The 22,635-nt window shown below is 47.1% G+C and carries 15 protein-coding genes; 9 read left to right on the forward strand and 6 right to left on the reverse strand.

The window, feature by feature from the left end:
* Positions 1–27 precede the first annotated feature (27 nt).
* A complete protein-coding gene (locus KJS94_RS07890) occupies positions 28–2,904 on the forward strand; it encodes a M1 family metallopeptidase (protein WP_214447759.1) in 2,877 nt (958 codons plus the stop codon).
* Positions 2,901–3,824, forward strand: a complete 924-nt coding sequence (locus KJS94_RS07895; protein ID WP_214447758.1) for a GNAT family N-acetyltransferase — start codon at positions 2,901–2,903, stop codon at positions 3,822–3,824. Before KJS94_RS07890 ends, KJS94_RS07895 begins: the two co-directional genes overlap by 4 nt.
* Before the next feature lie 87 nt (positions 3,825–3,911).
* Here the strand turns inward: KJS94_RS07895 and KJS94_RS07900 are convergent, their stop codons facing one another.
* A complete protein-coding gene (locus KJS94_RS07900) occupies positions 3,912–4,592 on the reverse strand; it encodes a 2-C-methyl-D-erythritol 4-phosphate cytidylyltransferase (protein WP_214447757.1) in 681 nt (226 codons plus the stop codon).
* 32 nt (positions 4,593–4,624) lie between these two features.
* Between KJS94_RS07900 and KJS94_RS07905 the strand changes: the two genes are divergently transcribed.
* Together KJS94_RS07905 and KJS94_RS07910 are read left to right on the forward strand one after the other, a co-directional pair.
* Entirely contained in the window at positions 4,625–5,191 is a 567-nt protein-coding gene (locus tag KJS94_RS07905; protein ID WP_214447756.1) for a DUF4230 domain-containing protein, read from the forward strand.
* On the forward strand, positions 5,188–5,814 hold the full coding sequence (locus tag KJS94_RS07910) for a DUF4230 domain-containing protein (protein ID WP_214447755.1): 627 nt from the start codon (positions 5,188–5,190) through the stop codon (positions 5,812–5,814). The genes KJS94_RS07905 and KJS94_RS07910 overlap by 4 nt, the downstream gene beginning before the upstream one ends.
* A 29-nt stretch (positions 5,815–5,843) precedes the next feature.
* Here KJS94_RS07910 and KJS94_RS07915 read toward each other — a convergent pair whose 3' ends face one another.
* The 5 genes from KJS94_RS07915 to KJS94_RS07935 all read right to left on the reverse strand — a co-directional run bounded on the left by KJS94_RS07915 (position 5,844) and on the right by KJS94_RS07935 (position 15,427).
* Positions 5,844–6,830: a bifunctional heptose 7-phosphate kinase/heptose 1-phosphate adenyltransferase gene (locus tag KJS94_RS07915; protein ID WP_239804336.1), complete on the reverse strand. Its 987-nt coding sequence runs from the start codon at positions 6,828–6,830 to the stop codon at positions 5,844–5,846.
* A gap of 35 nt (positions 6,831–6,865) precedes the next feature.
* The gene (locus KJS94_RS07920; protein WP_214447754.1) at positions 6,866–8,329 is read right to left on the reverse strand and encodes an APC family permease; all 1,464 of its coding nucleotides are present in this window, start codon (positions 8,327–8,329) and stop codon (positions 6,866–6,868) included.
* A gap of 128 nt (positions 8,330–8,457) precedes the next feature.
* A complete protein-coding gene (locus KJS94_RS07925) occupies positions 8,458–9,048 on the reverse strand; it encodes an OmpH/Skp family outer membrane protein (RefSeq protein ID WP_214447753.1) in 591 nt (196 codons plus the stop codon).
* 185 nt (positions 9,049–9,233) lie between these two features.
* Complete coding sequence (gene rpoC / locus KJS94_RS07930; RefSeq protein WP_214447752.1) at positions 9,234–13,529, reverse strand: DNA-directed RNA polymerase subunit beta'; 4,296 nt, start codon at positions 13,527–13,529, stop codon at positions 9,234–9,236.
* A 344-nt stretch (positions 13,530–13,873) separates the two neighbouring features.
* The gene (locus KJS94_RS07935) at positions 13,874–15,427 is read right to left on the reverse strand and encodes a hypothetical protein (protein ID WP_214447751.1); all 1,554 of its coding nucleotides are present in this window, start codon (positions 15,425–15,427) and stop codon (positions 13,874–13,876) included.
* A 202-nt stretch (positions 15,428–15,629) separates the two neighbouring features.
* On the opposite strand from KJS94_RS07935, the gene KJS94_RS07940 reads away from it, so the two are divergent.
* The 5 genes from KJS94_RS07940 (at position 15,630) to ilvB (ending at position 22,550) form a co-directional block, all read left to right on the forward strand.
* The gene (locus KJS94_RS07940) at positions 15,630–16,799 is read left to right on the forward strand and encodes a 2-isopropylmalate synthase (RefSeq protein ID WP_214447750.1); all 1,170 of its coding nucleotides are present in this window, start codon (positions 15,630–15,632) and stop codon (positions 16,797–16,799) included.
* A gap of 71 nt (positions 16,800–16,870) precedes the next feature.
* A complete protein-coding gene (leuB, locus tag KJS94_RS07945) occupies positions 16,871–17,992 on the forward strand; it encodes a 3-isopropylmalate dehydrogenase (RefSeq protein WP_214447749.1) in 1,122 nt (373 codons plus the stop codon).
* A gap of 257 nt (positions 17,993–18,249) precedes the next feature.
* The gene (locus KJS94_RS07950) at positions 18,250–19,146 is read left to right on the forward strand and encodes a branched-chain amino acid transaminase (RefSeq protein ID WP_214447748.1); all 897 of its coding nucleotides are present in this window, start codon (positions 18,250–18,252) and stop codon (positions 19,144–19,146) included.
* Positions 19,147–19,177: 31 nt separating this feature from the next.
* Complete coding sequence (gene ilvD, locus KJS94_RS07955) at positions 19,178–20,863, forward strand: dihydroxy-acid dehydratase (RefSeq protein ID WP_239804337.1); 1,686 nt, start codon at positions 19,178–19,180, stop codon at positions 20,861–20,863.
* On the forward strand, positions 20,811–22,550 hold the full coding sequence (ilvB, locus tag KJS94_RS07960) for a biosynthetic-type acetolactate synthase large subunit (RefSeq protein WP_214447747.1): 1,740 nt from the start codon (positions 20,811–20,813) through the stop codon (positions 22,548–22,550). Before ilvD ends, ilvB begins: the two co-directional genes overlap by 53 nt.
* Positions 22,551–22,635 lie beyond the last annotated feature (85 nt).

Raw genomic sequence — 22,635 nt, forward strand, 5'->3', positions numbered from 1 at the left:
CCTATTTTTACCCCTATCCTACAGTTGATGAACAGCCTGAACATTCAAAGCTATATCCTAGCTTCCTTATTTATCCTGCTAAGCCAGGCATCCCTGGCCCAAAAGCCCTATTTCCAGCAAAAGGCTGACTTCACCATTACAGTAACCCTTGACACAAGATCGCATACACTTGATGGTTATGAAGAGGTCATCTATACCAATAATAGCCCTGACTCCCTTTCATTCATTTGGTTCCATATCTGGCCCAATGCCTACAAGCATGATAAAACAGCGTTTAGTGAGCAGCTCTTAACCAATAACAGAACAGACTTTTATTTCAGCCAGGACAACCAGCGGGGCTATGTCAACAGGCTTGACTTCAGGGTAGATGGACAAACTGCTAGAGTTGAAGATCATCCCCAACACGTGGATATTATCAAAATAATACTCCCCTCCCCGTTGCCTCCAGGTCAAAAGACCAGGATTTCCACCCCATTTCATGTCCAACTGCCGCAAATATTCTCCAGGAGTGGACATCACAAAGGGTTTTATGCCATCACCCAGTGGTATCCCAAACCAGCGGTATATGATGCCAATGGCTGGCATCCTATGCCCTACCTCGACCAGGGTGAGTTCTATAGTGAGTTTGGGGACTACCGGGTGACGATCACGGCCCCTGATAATTATATCATTGCCGCAACAGGAAAAACACCGGACAGTTCTTATCTCTACTCCATTCTCAACAATAGGACTACTACCCCAACTAAAGATGGCAACAAGTCCGTGAAGAAAGCGGTACCCAACAAAAAGCCGACACCTGGAAATAAGTCGAATACCGTAAGAGCAACCAAACAGAGTGAAGCCACCAGGACCATAAGGTTCGAACAAAACAATGTACATGACTTCGCATGGTTTGCCAGCAAGGATTTCATGGTTCAGAAAGACACCTTGCTCACACCTTCCGGAAAACAAATAGACCTATACAGTTATTTCACTGCGGCAGGGCTGCAGACCTGGGAAAAGTCCATAAGCTATATCAAATCTGCCTTACGCTTCAGGAACAGCTGCATCGGGGAGTATCCTTATGATATCGTGCATGTTGTTTCCGGGGAGCAGTCAGAAAGCAGTGCGGGAATGGAATACCCGACCATCACTGTTGTCAATGGTGGCCAGAATGCTGAAGAACTTGACCTGACCATTCAACATGAAATCGGGCACAACTGGTTTTACGGTGCACTAGCCAATAATGAACGAAAGCATACCTGGCTGGATGAAGGCTTGAACACCTATTACGACAATCGTTACATGGCCCTGCACTATCCTTCAGGAAAACTTCCGGGTTTCCTGGAAAAAAGGATACCTGCAGATCCGGAAAAGCTGCTTTTGGCAGGCCTTTACAGCACGGGAAGAGACCAGGTGGCGAACCAACCTGCAGATGCCTTCAATGAAGCCAACTATGGCCTCATCAACTATTCCAAAGTTGCAGAATGGCTGTTCTCAATTGAACAGCTTATAGGCAGGGAAGCATTTGATAGCAGCATCAGGTATTACTATGCCAGCAAGAAGAACTCCCACGTATCGCCCGGTGACCTTCAAAATTGCTTTGAAACCGTAAGTGGTAAACAACTGGACAATGTATTTGAAAAGTTAGCCCAGCAAGGTCCGGTTATTCCTGGTCCTTCAAGGAAGAAGCTTCGTGTAACTGCTTTCTTTAACATGAAAGGAACGGATAACATTCAATACATCAGTCTTTCACCCCTCTTTGGCTTCAATCAATATGATGGGGTAATGCTGGGAGGGGTTATCCATAATTACCAATTACCTTTACCCAAATTCAGGTTCTTTGCCGCGCCATTGTACGGTACTAAATCAGGTTCTTTCAATTACCTGGCCAGGGCTTCCTGGCACAAATACCTCGATGGGCGAATCAGGGAAGTTTCAACTGGGTTAGACCTCGCAAAGTTTACCACAAACAATTTTACGACTGAAGCTGAAAACCTAAATCTGGGCTACCAAAAATTGGCACCCTATATCAGGATCGACTTCAGGGAAAAATCTGCACTGGACAAAACAGAGCGTTTCCTCCAATTCAAATCATTCTTCTTCCGGGAAGATGTCCTTAATTTCAAGACAATTGTTGAGAATGGAGACACCTTGGATATCATAGATAAATCCAGCCAGGATCGTACCCTGCAGCAATTAAGGTTTTTCTGGGCCAACCATAGGGTATTATACCCTTACCAGGCAGACCTCAATATTGAATATGCGAAGCAATTCACAAGGCTCTCCTTCACCGGGGAATATTTCTTTAATTTTTCCAACAGGCAAGGCGGATTGAAGGCAAGGCTGTTTGCCGGAAAGTTCTTTTACAACAATGGCAAAACGGCCAACAAGGCATTTGAAACAGAACGGTACCACCTCAACCTCACTGGCCCGAATGGTTATGAAGATTACACCTACAGTAATTATTTCATTGGCAGGAATGAATATGATGGTTTCCTGAGCCAACAGATCATGATGAGGGACGGCGGCTTTAAAGTAAGGTCGGACCTACTCAGTTCAAAGATTGGAAAGACCGATAACTGGTTGACCGCAATGAATTTTAATATTGACATCCCCCGAAAACTAAATCCACTTAGTATCATTCCTATAAAAATACCGATCAAGGTATTTGCAGACATAGGGACTTTTGCTGAAGCCTGGAATGATGATTATGAAGACAGTCGAATTGTTTTTGATGCAGGCATACAGGTAAGCCTATTCAGGGAAATGGTGAATGTTTATATACCTGTATTCTATAGCAAGGTATTCCGAGATTATTACCAATCTACCCTTGGCGACAACAGGTTCTGGAAAACAATTTCATTCAGTATCGACATCCATCAACTTAACACAAGGAAGATCATGGCAAAGGCTGGCTTATGAGATCAGGAATTTCACATATCAGGCATCTCAGGAGGACTGAAATAGATACAACCTTGTGGAATACTTGTATTACCAATGCAAGCAACGGATTGATCTATGGCTATAGCCATTACCTAGATGAGATGTGCAGCAACTGGGATGCACTGGTACTAAATGACTATGAAGCCGTAATGCCATTGCCCTGGCGCAAGAAATGGGGTATCCATTACCTGTATTATCCTGCCTTCTGTGCCTCGCTTGGGGTATTTGGCAATAACCTGAATGCCAGGCTTGTTGACCAATTCCTATTCGCCATCCCACGAAAATTCAGGTATTGGGACTTCCCCCTGAACCATGGAAATTTATTCGACAGCAGTTCCTTTCCCCTGCAGCAAAGAAGGAATTTCTGCCTGGATCTCCATAAGCCATATGAAACCCTCTATGAGGCATTCAGGGAAAATAATAAACGCAATATCAGGAAATGCCTTCAGCTTGATCCCGCTCAACGCTATGATATCAGAGTTGATGAGGTGATTGCCCTGGCAAGGGAGTTCCAACCAGGGGATAAAACTTCTGTTGATGATTATGCGAGATTTGCGAAGCTATACCAGACCTTAAACCAGAATGGGAATGCCAAAACCCTTGGGCTGTTCAATTCCAGGAATAAACTCCTGGCTTCCTGTGTTTTCTTCTTCAGTCACAAAAGGGCTTATTATATCCTGGTTGGGAATCATCCGGATGGTAAGACCATTGGGGCTTCCCATGCGTTGATCAACGCTTTCATAAAGGACTACGCAGGCAAGGAGCTCATTCTTGATTTCGAAGGCTCTGATATCCGAAACCTTGCCTTTTTCTACAGTGGCTTCGGGGCCAGTGAAGAATTTTATCCTGCTATCAGGATGAACAGGTTACCCGGACCATTGAAATGGCTGAAAGACTGATGACGCCGGGTTTCTCCTCCGGAAAAAATACCTTGTTCAATTGGAGAACCAAGGCCCGCTTTAGATCCGGTTATCACCCACAGTTCATCATATACCCATTTCCCTTTCTTCCAATACCCTTTCTGCGATCAGCAGGTCAAGTGGCCTGGTGATCTTGATATTGCTGCCTTCGCCATCGATCAGGTGGATCTTTACACCCAGCTTCTCCACAACGCTGGCCTCATCGGTAAATGACTCGTGGTAATCCTGTTCAAATGCAGTCTTGATGATATCCGAGAAAAAGGTTTGCGGGGTTTGGATAATCCGTACTTTATTCCTGTCTATCTGTTCATTACCATTCACCGTCTCAATACGAATGGTATCAACTGCAGTAATGGCCGGTATGGCATTACCCTTATCCACTGCCGCATCGTAACATTTCCTGATCAGTTCAGGGGTAAGTAAACACCTTACGCCATCATGCACAAATACAATGGAATGCCTGTTGATGTGCTGCAAACCATTCCTAACGGAATGGAACCTGGTTTCCCCTCCAATGGTCATCCAGATCCTGTCAGGGTCATAAGTGGAACGGATTATATCCTGGCCGGTACGCAAATGCTGCTCAGGCAATACAAGGATGATCTGCATATCCTGGAAGGCATCAAGGAAGGCCGTCAGGGTATACCATAAAACCGGCTTATCCCTAAGCAACAAAAACTGCTTGGGTACGGTGGTACCCATCCTCAAACCGGATCCCCCGGCAACTATGACAGCAAACTTTTCCATGTGCCAAAATACGAAATCAGTAACTTGCAAATATGGGTATTTTTAAGCATTATGCTTATGCGCTTTTATTAATGGTATGCGCCTGCTCCACGCCTGACCCTAAACAAAGGGTACTTGCTTTGAGGGAAATGAGCGAACTCGCAACTACTGAATACACTGTCACTAAAATTGTAAAAGCGAACGATAACCGCGATTGGTACAAATTCGGCGAAAGGAAGATCCTCCTATCCACCCAAACCATCATCAAAGCCGGTATAGACCTTAAAGGCATACAACCAGAAGACATTACCATTTCAGGAAAGTCCATTTCCCTGGTCCTCCCACCACCCAGGATCATTTCCTTCAACATGCCCCCTGAAAAGATCAAAGTGGAATATGAAGAAATCGGGATGTTCAGGATGGAATTTGACAATACAGAGAGGGATGCATTGCTGAGCCAGGCAGAGAAACAGGTCAGGGATGCCATACCCCAGATGGGAATATATGACCAAACCATGGTCAACACTAAAAATGCACTGACTGGGATCCTGCGGCAAATCGGTTATGATGAAGTGCAGATCCGTTTTTCTAAAAGCCAGCCTACAAACCCTGCCTTATGATCAAGTGGACCATCAGACTAATCCTCCTCGTAGCCTCCATCACCTTGATATGGTGGATCGCGGGAAAAATAAATCCGGACCTAGGCTTTGGCAGCCTGTTCAAATCATCCCCACTATTAATAGATGATACTCCTGTATTGATCACTGAGATAAAGTCACTCAACCAACTATTTACCGTTACCTCCATGGATGAAGTGGTGATCAGTGAAGTAAAACCTGCTGAAACAGGTAGTTTGAGAAATATACTGCATATGACCCTCCCCATGCCGGGAATGGCCGTGGACAAAATTGTACTTGTGGCGCGGGGAAAGGTTATGGCGGGGGCTGACCTTTCAAGACTTTCTGAAAAGGATATATTCATCCGCGAGGATTCCATCTCTTTGCGTTTACCCAGGGCCGTTATCCTGGATATCATTATTAATCCGTCCGACACGGAAACCTTCATGGAAACAGGAAACTGGTCACCGGAAGCGGTTACCAAGGTCAAACTAAAAGCAAAAGAATTACTCAGGATAAGAGCCCTGGAACAAGGCATCCTGAATAAAGCCGATGAGCAGGCATTGAAGGTAATGTCTGGATTCCTACATACAATGGGATTTCAAAAAGTGAGGGTCTACAATTAGGTCCGGTCCCTATCATTTTGGGTGGCTCCCTATCCCAATAATAATTTGCATTCCTTTAGCAACCTCTCCTTATTGATTGCAGCTGTACCCACTTCTTCGCAAACCAATCCACCTGCAATATTTGCCATCTCAGCAAACAGGTCAACATTGCCTGTTGTAGCATAAACCAGGCTGGCTACAGCGATAACAGTATCACCTGCCCCAGACACATCAGCGATATTCCTCAAATGGGAGGGAATGATCCTGGAATTGGTTCCGGCATCGTAGAATACTCCTTTCTCGGAAAGCGTAATGAATGATATTTTATGGTCAAGTTTCTCCTTTAACAACTGGTGGACCCTTTGCATGGAAGCCTCATTTACCTCTTCAAGGCTTACATTCAATCCCTCCTTTACTTCCTTGAGGTTGGGCTTGAATATATCGACTCCCTTATAGCTGAAAAAGTTCTTTTTCTTTGGATCAACCGTTGTAATGACATTATGCTCGCGACACAAAGCAATTACTTTTTGGATCAGGCTTTCGGTCAGGACTCCCTTATTGTAATCTTCAAAGATGATGACCTTGGGGGATTCCTGGATGATATAATCCTTCACACGGTCAAAAATCGCCTCTTCCACATCAGGTAAGAGATCGGCAACTGTTTCTGAATCCAGCCGCATCATTTGTTGGTTACGGCTAATGATCCGCACTTTATTGGTAGTCTTCCGCTGGTGACTAAAAATGATATAGGAGGTATCAATGCCGCTATCGGTGAGCAACTGGTCCAACTGCCTGCCATCACTGTCTTCCCCCATTACGGAAAAGATATTGACCCTGGCGCCGAGGGCAACCAGGTTGAGTGCAACATTGCCTGCCCCTCCAATCCTAAGTTCACGCTTATCCAGGGCTACAATGGGCACGGGTGCTTCCGGGGATATCCTGTCCACATGCCCCCACCAATAGGTGTCAAGCATTACATCCCCGATGACGCCTACTTTTATTTGTGAAAAAGCCTGGAATAGTTGCTCGAAATTCATGCGGCAAATATAGAAAGAGTATCACGAAACCCCTATCAAGACTCCCCTTTCGCCACCTTTTTATTGGCCACTGCCAGGTAATACAGGGGAATCCCGATCAGTACGATAACCAATCCAAAGGATGAAAATTTGGGTTTTGTAAACAGCAAGGCCACGCACATGGCAGTCGCCAACAAAATATAGATGGCCGGCAATACCGGGTAACCAAAAGCCTTATAAGGCCTGGGCATTTCGGGTCTCTGCCTCCTCAACCTGAAAATCCCAAGGATGGTCAGGATATAAAAGATCAATACCACAAAAACCACATAATCCAGGAGATCGCCATACTTTCCGCTAAGGCAAAGGATACAGGTCCAGATACACTGGATCCAAAGGGCCTTATCAGGCACCCCATTGCCGTTCAGGAATCCCACCTGGCGGAAAAACAACCCATCCTTAGCCATAGTATAATATACCCTTGCGCCGGCCAATATCAACCCGTTATTGCAACCAAAAGTTGAGATCATGATCATGATGGCAATCACATCTGTTCCTGCATTCCCAAAGATATTCTTGGATGCTGCAACAGCCACCCGGTCATTCTCTGCAAAGGCGATCTCATTGAGTGGCAGTACTGCCGTATACATGATGTTCGCTGAAACATAGATTATGGTAACGATCAGCGTGCCCAGGAAAAGGCTAAGGCCAATATTCCTTTCAGGCCTTTTGATCTCGCCGGCAATGAAGGTTACATTGTTCCATGCATCGCTGCTGAAAACCGAGCCAACCATCGCAGCAGCAATAGCCCCAACTATCGCAAACCAGCTTTCGTATGATGTTTTCTTTAAGGCTTCCCCGACAAATACCAGGTCATCACCACCTTCTGTTTTCTCCAGTTTCCCAAAACTCCAGGCATCAGCCCAGTTACCGTTCCAGATATCTGCCTTTGCAGCAAGCAACAAGCCAAAGATGATCAGTCCAAACAGGGCCAGCAATTTCGCTAAGGTGAAAGTGGTCTGGATAAGCTTGCCTTCCTTCACCCCCCTTGTATTGATATACGTCAGCAGGACTACCATAATGATGGAAACCAGCTGGGCGGATGATACGTGCAAATAGGGAAGGTCCACCAGTAACACTTTCTCACTGAGGGAGGGAAACAGGTAGGCAGCGAATTTGGAGAAGGCGACACCTACTGCTGCAATTGTTCCCGTTTGGATGACCGCAAAAAAGCTCCACCCATAAAGGAACCCAACTAACGGATTGTAGGCTTCTTTCAGGTAAACATACTGTCCACCTGCCTTGGGGAACATGGCACTGAGTTCACCATAACTCAATGCTGCCGTAAGCGTCATAAAACCGGTAAGCAGCCAAACAAATACCAACCACCCGGCACTTCCCACATTCCGGGAAATGTCTGCACTAACAATGAAAATACCTGAACCGATCATGGAGCCCGCAACGATCATGGTGGCATCCAGCAAACCAAGGGTTGGTTTAAAACTAGCGTTGGAATTGGTCATAAAGCAGTTATTGGCAGAAAGATAAATAATAAAGTAAATCCCAAGCATCAAGAGGGGATCTAGCCAACAAAAAAGGAGAAAGAACCTTTGCTCCATCTCCTTTAGATATATTAGCCCTTTCGGAAGTCTTACTTCTTCTTGTATTCCTTGTTAAGACCTTCGATCAGGTCGTCGGTAATATTGTAAATAGTATCCTTATAGAACATCAGCTCAGGCTCATAAGAAATAATATAAGAGTATCCCCTTGACTTGTTGAATTCCTTCAGGTACGCTTCGATCTTGGTCTTGATATTCTTCTTGTAATCCATTTTCAGGTTCTCCAACTGCTGCTCAAGGGTAATTCGGCGTTGCTGGTAATTCTGTTGCATCTGCGCATACTCGCGCTGTACAGCATCGGCTTCTGCCTGGCTCATGGTTGCACCTTTCTGTTGCCACTCCCCTATCTTCTTCTGGTAGGAACGCTCCAGAGCGGAAAGTTCGTTATTCATAGCCTCCTCCTTTACTTTCAATTGGGCCAATGCATCCTTGAAATATTCATATTTCCCCTGGAGGGAATCAATATCAAAATAAGCAATAGTGAATTGCTTGTCTTCTGCTGCAGTTTCTGTTTTTGTTGAGGCCTGGTCCTGGCTTTTCTTATCGCCTCCAATACTTTTGAAAATAGCCACACCACTGGCCAGTACAGCTACTACGCTTAACACAAGGGAAAGTTGCTTCATGAAATTCGTTTTGATAAATGGCAATATAAGGGGTTTAGTGAGATTGCGGACAGAGTGGTTCTAAATTCTTTTGAATTTTAACGCTTTAACCACGCTATTCAACCATGTTGCAAACAATAGGCCGCTAAGAAAAAAAGTAGGAAGTACATGACTTCCTACTTTCATATTCATATTTATCCTCAGGATTATTCTTCTTCGTCGAAGTTCATGGCTTCGCGGGTAGTCTGGAGCAGTTCGTACTCTTCCTTGCTGCCTACGATCATGTTTTCGAACTCGCGCAAACCAGTACCTGCAGGGATCTGGTGACCAGTGATCACGTTTTCCTTCAGGCCCAGCATATCGTCGGTCTTGCCCTGGATAGCTGCGGTGCTTAACACCTTGGTAGTTTCCTGGAATGATGCTGCGGAGATCCAGCTTTGAACGCCCAGTGAAGCCTTGGTGATACCCAGCAACATCGGATGGGAAGTTGCAGACTTGGCATCACGGAATTCTACCAGTTTCTTGTCTGAACGACGCAGGATAGAATTCTCTTCACGCAGTTCACGCAAGCTGGTGATCTGGCCGGCACGCATCCTGGTGCTTTCACCCGGATCCGTTACTACCTTCTTGTCGAATATCCAGTCATTCTCTTCAATGAATTCAAATTTATCTACAGTATCATCTTCCAGGAACTTGGTGTCACCCGGATCAACAATAGATACCTTTTTCATCATCTGGCGAACGATCACTTCAATGTGCTTATCGTTGATACGCACACCCTGGAGTCGGTAAACTTCCTGGATCTCATTTACTACGTATTCCTGTACTGCAAAAGGTCCTTTAATGGCCAGGATATCACTTGGCGCGATCTGTCCATCAGACAGGGCAACACCAGCTTTAACGAAGTCACCATCCTGTGCCAGGATCTGGCGCGTCAAAGGAACGAGGTACTTCTTGGTTACACCATCGCGGGCCTCCACAATGATCTCGCGGTTACCACGCTTGATAGAACCAAATGCCACCACACCATCAATTTCAGAAACGATAGCAGGGTTACCCGGGTTACGGGCTTCAAACAATTCAGTTACACGTGGCAGACCACCGGTGATATCACGCAGCTTGCCCAGTACACGGGGGATCTTCACAAGCACCTGTCCGGCTCTCACCTCTGTACCTTCTTCCATGATGATGTGAGATCCAACAGGCAGGTTGTATGACTTGATCTCCTTCCCCTCGAGCAGGATAGAAGGGATCTTGGTCTTATCCTTGGTTTCGATTACCACTTTCTCGCGGTGGCCGGTTTGTTCATCGGCTTCCTCACGGTAGGTGATACCTTCGATAACATTCTCAAACTTAACAGCTCCGGCAATTTCAGCGATGATAACGTTGTTGAACGGATCCCAGCTACAGATCGGGTCTCCTTTCTTCACCTGCTGACCATCCTTCACAATAAGGGTAGAACCGTATGGGATATTCACCACATTCAACAAACGGTCATTCTTCACATCCATACAACGGATCTCACCAGTACGGCCGATAACTACCTGCACTTTTTCACCTTCATTGTTCTCGGTGGTTACCGTACGCAGACCATCAAACTGCATGGTTCCATCGAACTTGGCATAAAGCGTAGATTCAACAGAAGCAGAGCCCGCAACACCACCCACGTGGAAGGTACGCAGTGTCAGCTGGGTACCGGGTTCACCGATCGACTGGGCAGCGATGATACCTACTGCATCACCACGCTGAGCAGTATAACCAGTTGCCAGGTTCTTACCATAACACTTAACGCACACGCCACGCTTGCTTTCGCAGGTAAGAACGGAACGGATCTCAACAATTTCAATGCCTGCTTCTTCGATGCGGGTAGCGAGGTCTGCAGTGATCTCTTCACCAGCTGCAACGATCAGCTCTTCGGTCTGGGGATCGTACACATTATGCAGTGAAGTACGACCTTCGATCCTATCTTTCAGCGGTTCAATTACATCTTCATTATCCTTCAGTGCTGAAGTAGCTATACCACGGAGGGTTCCACAATCTTCTTCAGTGATCACCACATCCTGGGCAACGTCAACCAGACGACGGGTAAGGTAACCGGCATCAGCTGTCTTAAGGGCCGTATCCGCAAGACCCTTACGGGCACCGTGGGTAGAAATGAAGTAATCCAATACGTTCAGACCACCCTTAAAGTTGGAAAGGATTGGGTTCTCGATGATCTCGGAACCGGTAGATCCACTCTTACGGGGCTTGGCCATCAGACCACGGATACCAGCCAGCTGCTTAACCTGCTGCTTGGAACCACGGGCACCTGAATCCAGCATCATGTAAACAGAGTTGAAGCCCTGCTTATCATTAGCCATTTCCCTGATCAGGGTTTCAGTGATACGGGTATCCACACGTGACCAAATGTCTACGATCTGGTTATAACGTTCGTTATTGGTGATCAGACCCATGTTATAGTTATCCCACACTTCATCAACTTCAGACTTGGCTTGCTCCAGCAATTCCTCTTTCACCTGCGGGATGATCAAATCCTGCGGGTTGAATGACAAACCACCACGGAAGGCCATACGGAAACCAAGCTGCTTGATGTCATCAAGGAACTTGGCAGTCTTTGGCACATTGGTGATCTTAATGATGTCGCCAATGATCTCACGAAGGCTCTTCTTGGTCAGCAGTGCATTCACATACCCTACTTCATGTGGAACAAACTGGTTGAACATCACACGACCAACAGTGGTCTCGATCAGTTTCTTTTCCAGTTCACCAGTTGCGCTGTTACGCACATTGGTTTTTACCTTGATCCAAGCATGCAGGTCGATACGACCTTCATTATAGGCGATCATCACTTCCTCAGGGGAATAGAAGGCCATTCCTTCACCGCGAACGGTTTCTGTTTCGGTATTCTTCTTGCCCTTGGTGATGTAATACAGACCAAGTACCATGTCCTGTGAAGGCAGGGTAATTGGTGTACCATTCTGAGGGTTGAGGATGTTGTGTGAAGACAACATCAGCAATTGTGCCTCCAGGATGGCAGCGTTGCTCAGGGGAACGTGAACTGCCATCTGGTCACCATCGAAGTCCGCGTTGAACGCCGTGGTTACCAATGGGTGCAGTTGGATCGCTTTTCCTTCGATCAACTTGGGCTGGAAGGCCTGGATTGACAAACGGTGCAACGTTGGGGCACGGTTCAACAATACCGGGTGACCTTTCAGGATATTTTCAAGTATGTCCCAAATAACCGGTTCCTTTTTGTCTACCAGTTTACGGGCACTCTTAACAGTTTTTACAATACCCCTTTCGATCAGCTTACGGATAATAAATGGCTTGAACAATTCAGCAGCCATATCCTTGGGCAGACCGCACTCGTGCATTTTAAGTTCAGGACCAACCACGATTACAGAACGGCCGGAGTAGTCAACACGCTTACCCAACAGGTTCTGGCGGAAACGACCTTGCTTACCCTTCAGGACATCTGAAAGGGACTTCAGGGCCCGGCCACCTTCAGCCTTTACTGCATTTGACTTACGGCTGTTATCGAACAGGGAATCGATGGCTTCCTGCAGCATACGCTTTTCGTTACGCAGGATCACTTCAGGGGCTTTGATCTCCAGCAAACGCTTCAAGCGGTTGTTACGGATGATCACCCTGCGGTAAAGGTCGTTCAGGTCGGAAGACGCAAAACGGCCACCATCCAGGGGAACCAATGGACGCAGTTCCGGTGGAATGACAGGGATATATTGCATTACCATCCACTCAGGACGGTTGGTGATACGGCTATTGGCATCACGGAAGGCTTCTACCACACTCAGGCGCTTCAAGGCATCAGCCTTACGCTGCTGAGATGTTTCGGTAGCTGCAGCATTCCTCAGGTCATAGCTCAACTGATCCAGGTCGATCCTGGCCAGCAGGTCATGAACCGCCTCAGCACCCATCTTCGCGATGAATTTGTTGGGGTCCTCATCAGGCAGGTACTGGTTATCTTTTGGCAGGGTTTCCAGGATCTCGAGGTATTCTTCCTCGGTCAGCAGGTCACCAACATTCTGTCCCTTATCGGTGCGGATACCAGGCTGGATCACCACAAAACGCTCGTAGTAAACAATGCTCTCCAGTTTCTTGGAGCTCATGCCCAGGAGGTAACCGATCTTGTTGGGAAGGCTCTTGAAGTACCAGATATGTACTACAGGCACTACCAACTTGATATGGCCCATGCGCTCACGACGCACTTTCTTCTCGGTAACTTCAACACCACAACGGTCGCACACAATGCCCTTGTAACGGATACGCTTATACTTGCCACAGGCACACTCGTAATCCTTAACTGGACCAAAAATCCTTTCGCAGAACAAACCGTCGCGCTCCGGCTTGTACGTACGGTAGTTGATGGTTTCAGGCTTCAACACTTCACCGTAACTCTTTTCCAGGATTGAATCGGGCGAGGCCAATCCAATCGTGATCTTGGAGAAGTTGGATTTGGGACGATTTTCTTTTTTGATAGCCATAGATTATACTGCAGATTGTGTTTTATGGATCCTACCTAATTGGACACTGGTGGCTGTACATACAAATTCCCGTTCGTTCAGGCCTCATTGAAGGCTCAACGAAACAGGTTCATTTTCAATACTTTATATGGAACACACCTAGCTTTCCCAACTTAAATAGTGGGCAAAGATAAGAAACAAGGGGGAATAATGAAATGTGAATTTAATTCCCGGGAATTTTAAAGTGCCCGGGGAGCTTGAACCTCCGTTTGGCATTTGCCTGAAACCCAACTGGTGACTCAACAGGTAATATATAGAATGGGAGTAAGGAAACACTGATAACGCTTCCTGCCTCCCGGTATGGCCTATCCCTTTCCTTTGCGGCCCCGTTCATATTTCTTCCTGATCACCTCCTGAACCGGGATGCCCTCCACTTTACTTTCCAGCCAGGAGATCACATCCAGGTAGGCAAAGGTCCTGGTTTCATGCGGGTCGTTCTCGTAAGGCTTGATTTTGGCCAATAACTTCCGGAAAGCTTCCTTGATGGATGCCGGGGAATGCCCGAATGACTTCCTCAGGAATTTGAACATCTCCTCCTCCACCGGGCTCAGGCTGCCCATCTTGGCCATAAAGCGGTAGACCGATTTGATCAGGTACTCCAGGATATCCACATTGCCCAGCTCATAATGGGCGATCAGGTGCAATAACCGGGCATAACACTGCAGGTCGGTCCTCAGGTCAACCTTCCAGTTGATGATCTTCTGGAGGTAGTCAATGGCCTTTTCGTTCTCCCCGCTGCCGAAATACAGGCAGGCTATCTTGTAATAAAAGATCAGAATCCGGTGGCGGTCGAGTTGTAACTTATATTCCTCCAATTTTTCTTCCAGGTAGGGAACCAGGTCAAGCCCTTCCGTGAAGGTGCCCCGCAGAAAATACTGGTTGATCCTGGCCTGTTGGAGATAAACAAAGGATTGTATCCTGTTATTATCATTTTCCTGCACAATTGGCTCCTGGTCCAACTCTTCAAACCTTTTCAGTGTTTTGGCAAAGCCGGCCTCATTCCGAAGGTCGAAATGGGCACTCAACAGGTTATGCAGCCCTTTAATGAACTGCAGGGTCTCTACCCGGATCATCTCGGGGTGCTGTTCAAATACATCCACCCATTTCTGGGTATAACGATAATACATCAGGTAATCCTGGCGGATGAAGGCGTACCAACAATAGGACTGGTAAACATACAAACGTTCGTAAAATCCTTTTCCCTTACCCGCCCCATCGGGAAGATGGCGGGCAAAGAACTTATCCAACTCCTCCTCGTCCCTTTTATTCCTCGCATGACCATGCCTGATATACCAGTCATACAACATCAAGGACAGGTTGGAACTGGCACTGGTTAGCTCCAGCGCACCCAGTACATGGTCTGCTTCTTCCACCAGGGAGGAGGCCCGGTTCTCACTGCTTCGGGTAATATGAAGGGCTTCGATCTTTTTTTCAAAGAAAATGGCCTGCAGCTGGAAAGTGATCTGGTTATATTGGCGGGCCATTTCCTTCAGCTTGTCCAGCACTTTCAGGCTTTGCAGGTAAAGGCCCTTGTTATAGAGGATCCTGGCAAAACCCATCTGTTCATGGAGCTGGATATCAATATTCTGCTCATCCCGGATCAGCCGGAGACTGGATAGTATCTGCCGGTACAAATGGGCCTTCAGGTTCGACAGTTGCTGCTTTTTGATCCCCTTGGTCCGTTTCAGCAATATCGATTCGTCGTATTCACTCATCTTGTCCAACGCATCAAACAGCTCTATCACCTTCAGGTTCTCAGCAGCGGTATTCCGGGTCACATAGAGCTTGAAATTCCGCTTTTCAGACTTCTCAAGGGACTTTACCAATTGAAATAAGGCATCTATAGGTTTGTTGGGCATCGTAATTCCGGGAATTTAAAACCCTTTACCAGCCTGCATTACAGGTCAAAAACAAGGGTTTACGGACTGTAATATACGGGGCATTTTGATTTCTTCTGCCATTTATTGGGTGGTACTTTCGAAGTGCAGGTCCTTGTATTTGTCCCCATAGCAAGCAAAACGAAAATACTTGGCCTGCTTTTTTTATCAAATCACCATCCACATGAATAATAGGATATTCATATTTGACACTACACTTCGCGATGGCGAACAAGTACCCGGTTGCAAGCTAAATAAGAAAGAAAAGATTGAACTGGCCCTCGAATTGGAAGCCCTTGGAGTTGATATCCTGGAAGCAGGATTCCCCATCTCCTCGCCAGGCGATTTCGATGCGGTCAATGAAATTGCCAAACTCGTTAAAAATGCCACTGTTTGCGGCCTGAGCCGTGCAGTGCAAAAAGATATTGAGGTAGCCGCGGAAGCACTGAAGCCTGCTGCACGCAAGCGTATCCATACCGGGATCGGCACTTCTGACTACCACATCAAGGCAAAATTCAATTCTACCAGGGAAGATATCCTCCAGCGCGCCATCCAGTGCGTGAAATGGGCAAGGAACTTCACGGATGATGTGGAATTTTATGCAGAAGATGCAGGGCGTACAGACAATGAATACCTGGCCAGGGTGGTAGAAGCTGTAATTGCTGCCGGTGCAACCACCGTGAATATACCTGATACCACCGGCTATTGCCTTCCCCACCAGTATGGTGAGAAAATAGCCTACCTCATCAATAATGTCCCCAATGTGGATAAGGCAGTCCTCTCCTGCCATTGCCATAATGACCTTGGACTGGCCACTGCCAACTCCATTGCCGGAGTGATCGCAGGGGCACGCCAGATCGAGTGCACCATCAATGGCCTCGGTGAAAGGGCTGGAAACACTTCACTTGAAGAAGTGGTGATGATCCTGAAACAACACCAATCCACCCTGGGCTTCCATACCAATATCAATGCCCGTCAACTGAATCCCATGAGCAGGAAGGTTTCCGAAACCATGCGTATGCCGGTTCAGCCAAACAAGGCGATCGTTGGGGCCAATGCCTTCTCCCATTCTTCCGGTATCCACCAGGACGGTTTCCTCAAGGACACCCAGACCTACGAGATCATTGCACCCGAAGAAGTTGGGGCCGAAAGCAGCAAGATCGTATTGACCGCCCGGAGCGGCAGGAGCGCCCTTGCCTATCGTTTCCAGAAACTAGGCTACGCGTTCACCCGTAATGACATTGACGTATTGTATGAAAAGTTCCTGCAGGTAGCAGATACCAAAAAGGAAGTGAGTGATGATGACCTGGTTGCGTTGGCAACAGCTCACCAACCTATCCCGGTTGAAGCATAATAAATAACAGTATTGATTGAACACCCCTATTGAAAACAAATTATTAAACCGAATCTAAAAGTCAGCTTGCTATGGGAGTAGAAAAAAATATCGCGGTCATCAACGGAGACGGTATTGGTCCTGAAGTAACCGAGCAATCGATAAAAGTATTGAACGCGATAGCACACCAGTTTGGCCATAAATTTCACTACACCCATTGTTTGATGGGTGCAGATGCCATAGATAAAACCGGTAATCCATTACCTGATGAAACCATTGAAATTTGCCTGAACAGCGATGCCATATTGTTTGGCGCAATCGGGCACCCGAAATATGACAATGACCCCAACGCCAAGGTACGTCCAGAACAAGGGCTGCTTAAGCTAAGGAAGTCATTGCAACTGTATGCCAATATCAGGCCCGTTAGCACCTATGCCGCGCTCCAGCATCTATCACCGCTTAAGCCCAAGCAATTGGATGGTGTGGATTGCGTGATCTACAGGGAATTGACCGGCGGCATCTATTTCGGCAACAAGACCATAAGCGAGGATGGCAATAAGGCTTCTGACGATTGTGTTTATTCCCGCGAAGAGATCGAACGCATTGCCCACCTGGCTTTTAAAGCCGCACAACAAAGAAGGAAGAAACTGACCCTTGTAGACAAGGCGAATGTTCTGGAAACTTCCCGTTTGTGGCGCAAGGTTGTTCAGCAAATGGCATCACAGTATCCGGAGGTGACCGTTGATTTTCTTTTCGTGGACAATGCTGCCATGCAGTTGATCCTGAATCCCAAACAATTTGATGTGATCCTTACAGAGAACATGTTTGGCGATATCCTTAGCGATGAAGCAAGTGTGATCACCGGCTCCCTGGGTATGTTACCCTCTGCTTCCGTAGGCAATGGTGGCGCCCTGTTTGAGCCCATCCATGGTTCCTATCCCCAGGCTGCAGGTAAGGATATTGCCAACCCACTGGGATCCATCCTTTCAGCTGCTATGTTGCTTGATCATTTTGGTCTGGGCAAGGAGGCTGAAAAAGTTAGACAAGGTGTACAGTGGACACTGGAGAATGGATTTGTGACCAAGGATATAGACCCAGTGAATTTTTACTTCACCTCTACCATCGGGGAATTGATCAGCGATTTCGTACAGGATAAGTTCCCTACAGAATTGCACCCCGAAAATATCCAGTTGAGAAAATCAACTATTATCTGATATCCAAAAGTTCTTTTCATAGAATGACGGGGCTGTGTTATATTCGTGTAACACTTCCTCGAAATGCAGGCAAGAAAAAATCATATCGCCATTCTTTTGAACGCAATCATTATTGTGGTGGTGGTGATTATTCCTGCGCTGCAAGGAGGTGGCATTAGTTTGTAAATAAATACCAAGTCTAAATACAAGCGGTCCGCCTCCAAAAAGGCGGACCGCTTTTTTATGCTTCATACCATAACCGCCTCTAAAACTTTATTATGGCAGCTTATTATAACGATACTACGATCATGTACCTGGACGGCCAATTGGTGAAGTCCAGTGAAGCCAGGATGGATTATTACAGCCAGTCACTGCACTATGGCTATGCCGTTTTTGAAGGGATCAGGTCTTACCGTACCATTTCCGGTGCAACAAGGATATTCAAGGCTGAAGAGCATTTCGAAAGGCTGCAGCGTTCAGCAGAAGCATTGAACATGCCCTATCCTTACCGTGTACAGGAATTGATCGAGGCTACTTATGCTGTCCTTGAAAAAAACAACCAGCAGGACGCATATATCCGTCCTTTGGTAATGGCTCCTGCCAACATGAGCTTCGCTCCTAACACGGAATCTCATATTGTAATTGAGACCTGGGAAATGCAACCTTTCCTTGGTGAAAAATTACTGAGGGTCATGACCTCCTCCTTCCAACGTCCTAATCCCAAGGCATTCAAGATAGAAGCAAAAGCATCCGGCCATTATGTTAACTCCATCCTGGCCAGCCAGGAAGCAAAGGCAAAAGGATTCGATGAAGCCCTATTGATGGATATTAACGGATTCATTGCAGAAGGTCCCGGAGCCAATGTATTCTTTGAGAAGGACGGAAAATTATTCACCCCCGCTTTAGGGAATATCCTGCCGGGCATCACGAGGGCGACCGTACTGGACATATGCAGCAATATGGGTATAGCGGTGGAAGAAGGACAGTTCACCCTTGAAAACCTTAAGCAGGCAGATTCAGTATTCTTCGTCGGCACTGCAGCAGAAGTGATCGGATGGCATAGCCTGGACCAAACAATATTTCCCCGGGAATGGGAAAAATCTCTGGGAAGAAAGATACAGGTCGCATACAAAGACCTGGTAACGGAAAAAATTGAATCAACAGCAAATATTTGATAATCCAATCCCAAACTTTTTAGAATCAGCTATGGCAATGGAATTGAACAAGTACTCTAAGACCATTACACAGGACCCCACCCAACCTGCAGCGCAGGCCATGTTTTACGGAATTGGCCTGACAGAAGAAGACCTGGCCAAAGCCCAGGTTGGCATCGCCAGTATGGGCTATGACGGGAACACTTGTAATATGCACCTGAATGACCTTTCAAAAGTCATCAAACAAGGTGTATGGGACAATAACCTTGTAGGCCTCATTTTTAATACCATCGGTGTAAGTGATGGCATGAGCAATGGTACTGATGGCATGCGATACTCCCTGGTTAGCCGTGACGTAATTGCCGATTCCATTGAAACCATTTGTGGCGCACAATATTATGACGCGATCATCGCTGTACCGGGTTGTGATAAGAATATGCCTGGGGCCATCATTGCCATGGGCCGATTGAACAGGCCTTCTATCATGGTATATGGCGGAACCATCGCGCCCGGACATTATAAAGGCCAGGACCTGAATATCGTTTCAGCTTTTGAAGCCCTAGGTCAAAAGATCGCAGGAACACTAGACGAAGCCGACTTTAAAGGGATCGTAAAACATTCCTGCCCTGGCGCTGGTGCTTGCGGTGGCATGTATACTGCCAACACCATGGCAGCAGCGATCGAAGCACTTGGTATGAGCCTTCCTTATTCTTCTTCCAACCCCGCCTTGAGTGAAGCGAAACAGCAAGAATGCCGTGAAGCCGGGAAAGCCATCAGGCTATTGTTGGAAAGGGATATCAAACCTTCAGATATTATGACCAGAAAGGCATTTGAAAATGCCATAACGCTCATCATCGCCCTGGGGGGATCTACCAATGCGGTATTGCACCTCATTGCCATGGCGAGAAGTGTAGACATTCCACTGACACAGGATGACATACAGGCCATCAGCAACAGGATCCCGGTACTGGCCGATTTCAAACCAAGCGGAAAGTACCTTATGCAGGACCTGCATGAACATGGCGGCACTCCATCTGTAATGAAATACCTGTTGCAGCAAGGGTTACTGCATGGCGACTGCCTTACAGTGACAGGCAAGACCATAAAAGAAAACCTTGAAGCTGTACCAGACTTAAATTTTGAAACCCAGAAGATTATTTTCCCACTGGAACAACCCATAAAGAAGAATGGCCATTTGCAGATTCTTTATGGCAACCTGGCCCCTGGAGGAAGTGTCGCCAAGATCAGTGGCAAGGAAGGTGAAAGGTTTGAAGGTCCTGCAAGGGTTTTTGACGGGGAGAAAGAATTGATCCATGGCATTGAATCCGGTCGTGTAAAAGCCGGTGATGTTGTCGTGATCAGGTATGTAGGACCAAAAGGAGGCCCAGGCATGCCGGAAATGCTGAAACCCACTTCAGCCATTATTGGTGCGGGACTGGGAAAATCAGTAGCACTGATCACCGATGGAAGGTTTAGTGGCGGTACACATGGATTCGTCGTCGGACATATCACTCCGGAAGCATTTGAAGGTGGGGTGATCGCGCTGGTGCAGGATGACGACATCATTGAACTGGATGCCATCAACAACACCATCATATTGAAGGTTGCACCGGAAGTGATAGCAGAAAGAAAGGCAGCCTGGAAAAAACCCAAATTAAACGTTAACAAAGGAATTCTTTATAAATATGCAAAGCACGTTAAGTCAGCCGCAGAAGGCTGCGTTACAGACGAAGACTGAGACCATCAGTGGATCTGAAGCCGTTCTGCGCGCTATGGTAGCAGAGGGCGTTTATACCATCTTCGGTTATCCCGGTGGCGCCATTATGCCTATCTACGACGCCCTTTACGATTACAACGATAAATTGGAACATATCCTTGTTCGTCATGAGCAGGGAGGCATACATGCAGCACAGGGCTTTGCCCGTTCCTCCGGAAAAGTGGGGGTGGTGTTTGCTACCAGTGGCCCTGGAGCAACCAACCTGGTTACCGGTCTCGCCGATGCCATGATCGATTCAACACCGTTGGTATGTATCACAGGTCAGGTATTCGCTCACCTGCTTGGGACAGATGCCTTCCAGGAAACAGATGTGATCAATATCACCACACCAGTGACCAAATGGAACTACCAGGTGACTGATGCTACGGAGATACCATCCGTACTGGCCAAGGCATTCTATATTGCCAAAAGCGGACGACCCGGCCCTGTGTTGATCGATATCACCAAGAATGCACAGCTCCAGCAATTCGAATATGAGGGCTATAAGCCTTGCGACCATATCAGGAGTTACCGACCCAAACCAGTTGTCCGTAAGGAGTATGTTGAAGAAGCGGCTAAACTGATCAATGCAGCAGAGCGACCCTTTGTAATATTCGGCCAGGGAGTTATCCTGGGAAAGGCAGAAAAGGAATTCATGCAATTCATTGAAAAAGCAGGGATCCCAACGGCCTGGACCATCATGGGAATGAGTGCCATCCCAACCGACCACCCGCTGGCGGTAGGCATGCTGGGTATGCATGGCAACTATGGCCCCAATGTACTGACCAACGAGTGCGATGTATTGATTGCAGTAGGCATGCGATTCGATGACAGGGTGACCGGCCGCCTGGACAAATACGCCAAACAGGCCAAAGTGATCCACCTCGATATTGACCCGGCCGAGATCGATAAGAACGTAAAAACAACCGTACCGGTTTGGGGTGATTGCAAGGAAACCCTGCCGATGCTGACAGAATTGATCGACCAAAAAGTATATCCCCAGTGGCTGAAGCGATTCCGCGACTTCGAACAGGAAGAAATCAATACTTGTATCGAGCCAGAGCTACATCCAAGCAGCGATGTAATGACCATGGGTGAAGTGATCAGGACATTGAACGAGCTGACCAATGGCGAGGCCATTGTGGTGACCGATGTGGGCCAACACCAAATGGTCGCTTGTCGCTACGCAAAATTCAACCAGTCTAAAAGCAATATCACCTCCGGTGGACTCGGCACCATGGGCTTCGCCCTGCCGGCGGCAATTGGGGCCAAGTATGGCGCTCCGGACCGTACGGTAGTAGCCGTAATTGGGGACGGGGGATTCCAGATGACCCTGCAGGAACTGGGAACCATCATGCAGTTCGATGTAGATATCAAGATCCTGATCCTCAACAACCAGTTCCTGGGAATGGTAAGGCAATGGCAGCAGTTGTTCCATGACAGACGCTATTCTTTTGTGAATATCACCAGCCCTGATTTTGTGCAGGTAGCCAAGGGATATCATATCGAAGGGAACAGCATCAATGAGCGGAAGGATCTTAAGTCCGCACTGGAAACCATGCTCAACCATAAGGGCGCATACCTGCTGGAAGTCATGGTAGGCAAGGAGAACAATGTATTCCCCATGGTACCACAGGGATGCAGCGTGGCAGAAATCCGGTTGAAATAACCCATTGCCGATTACCCGGTTAATACACCAACTAAGGGAAAAGGCTATTGAAACCGAATATCCATTAACTACCTAAGAATTGAAA

This window comes from Flavihumibacter rivuli, from assembly GCF_018595685.2.
Classification (GTDB): Bacteria; Bacteroidota; Bacteroidia; order Chitinophagales; family Chitinophagaceae; genus Flavihumibacter; species Flavihumibacter rivuli.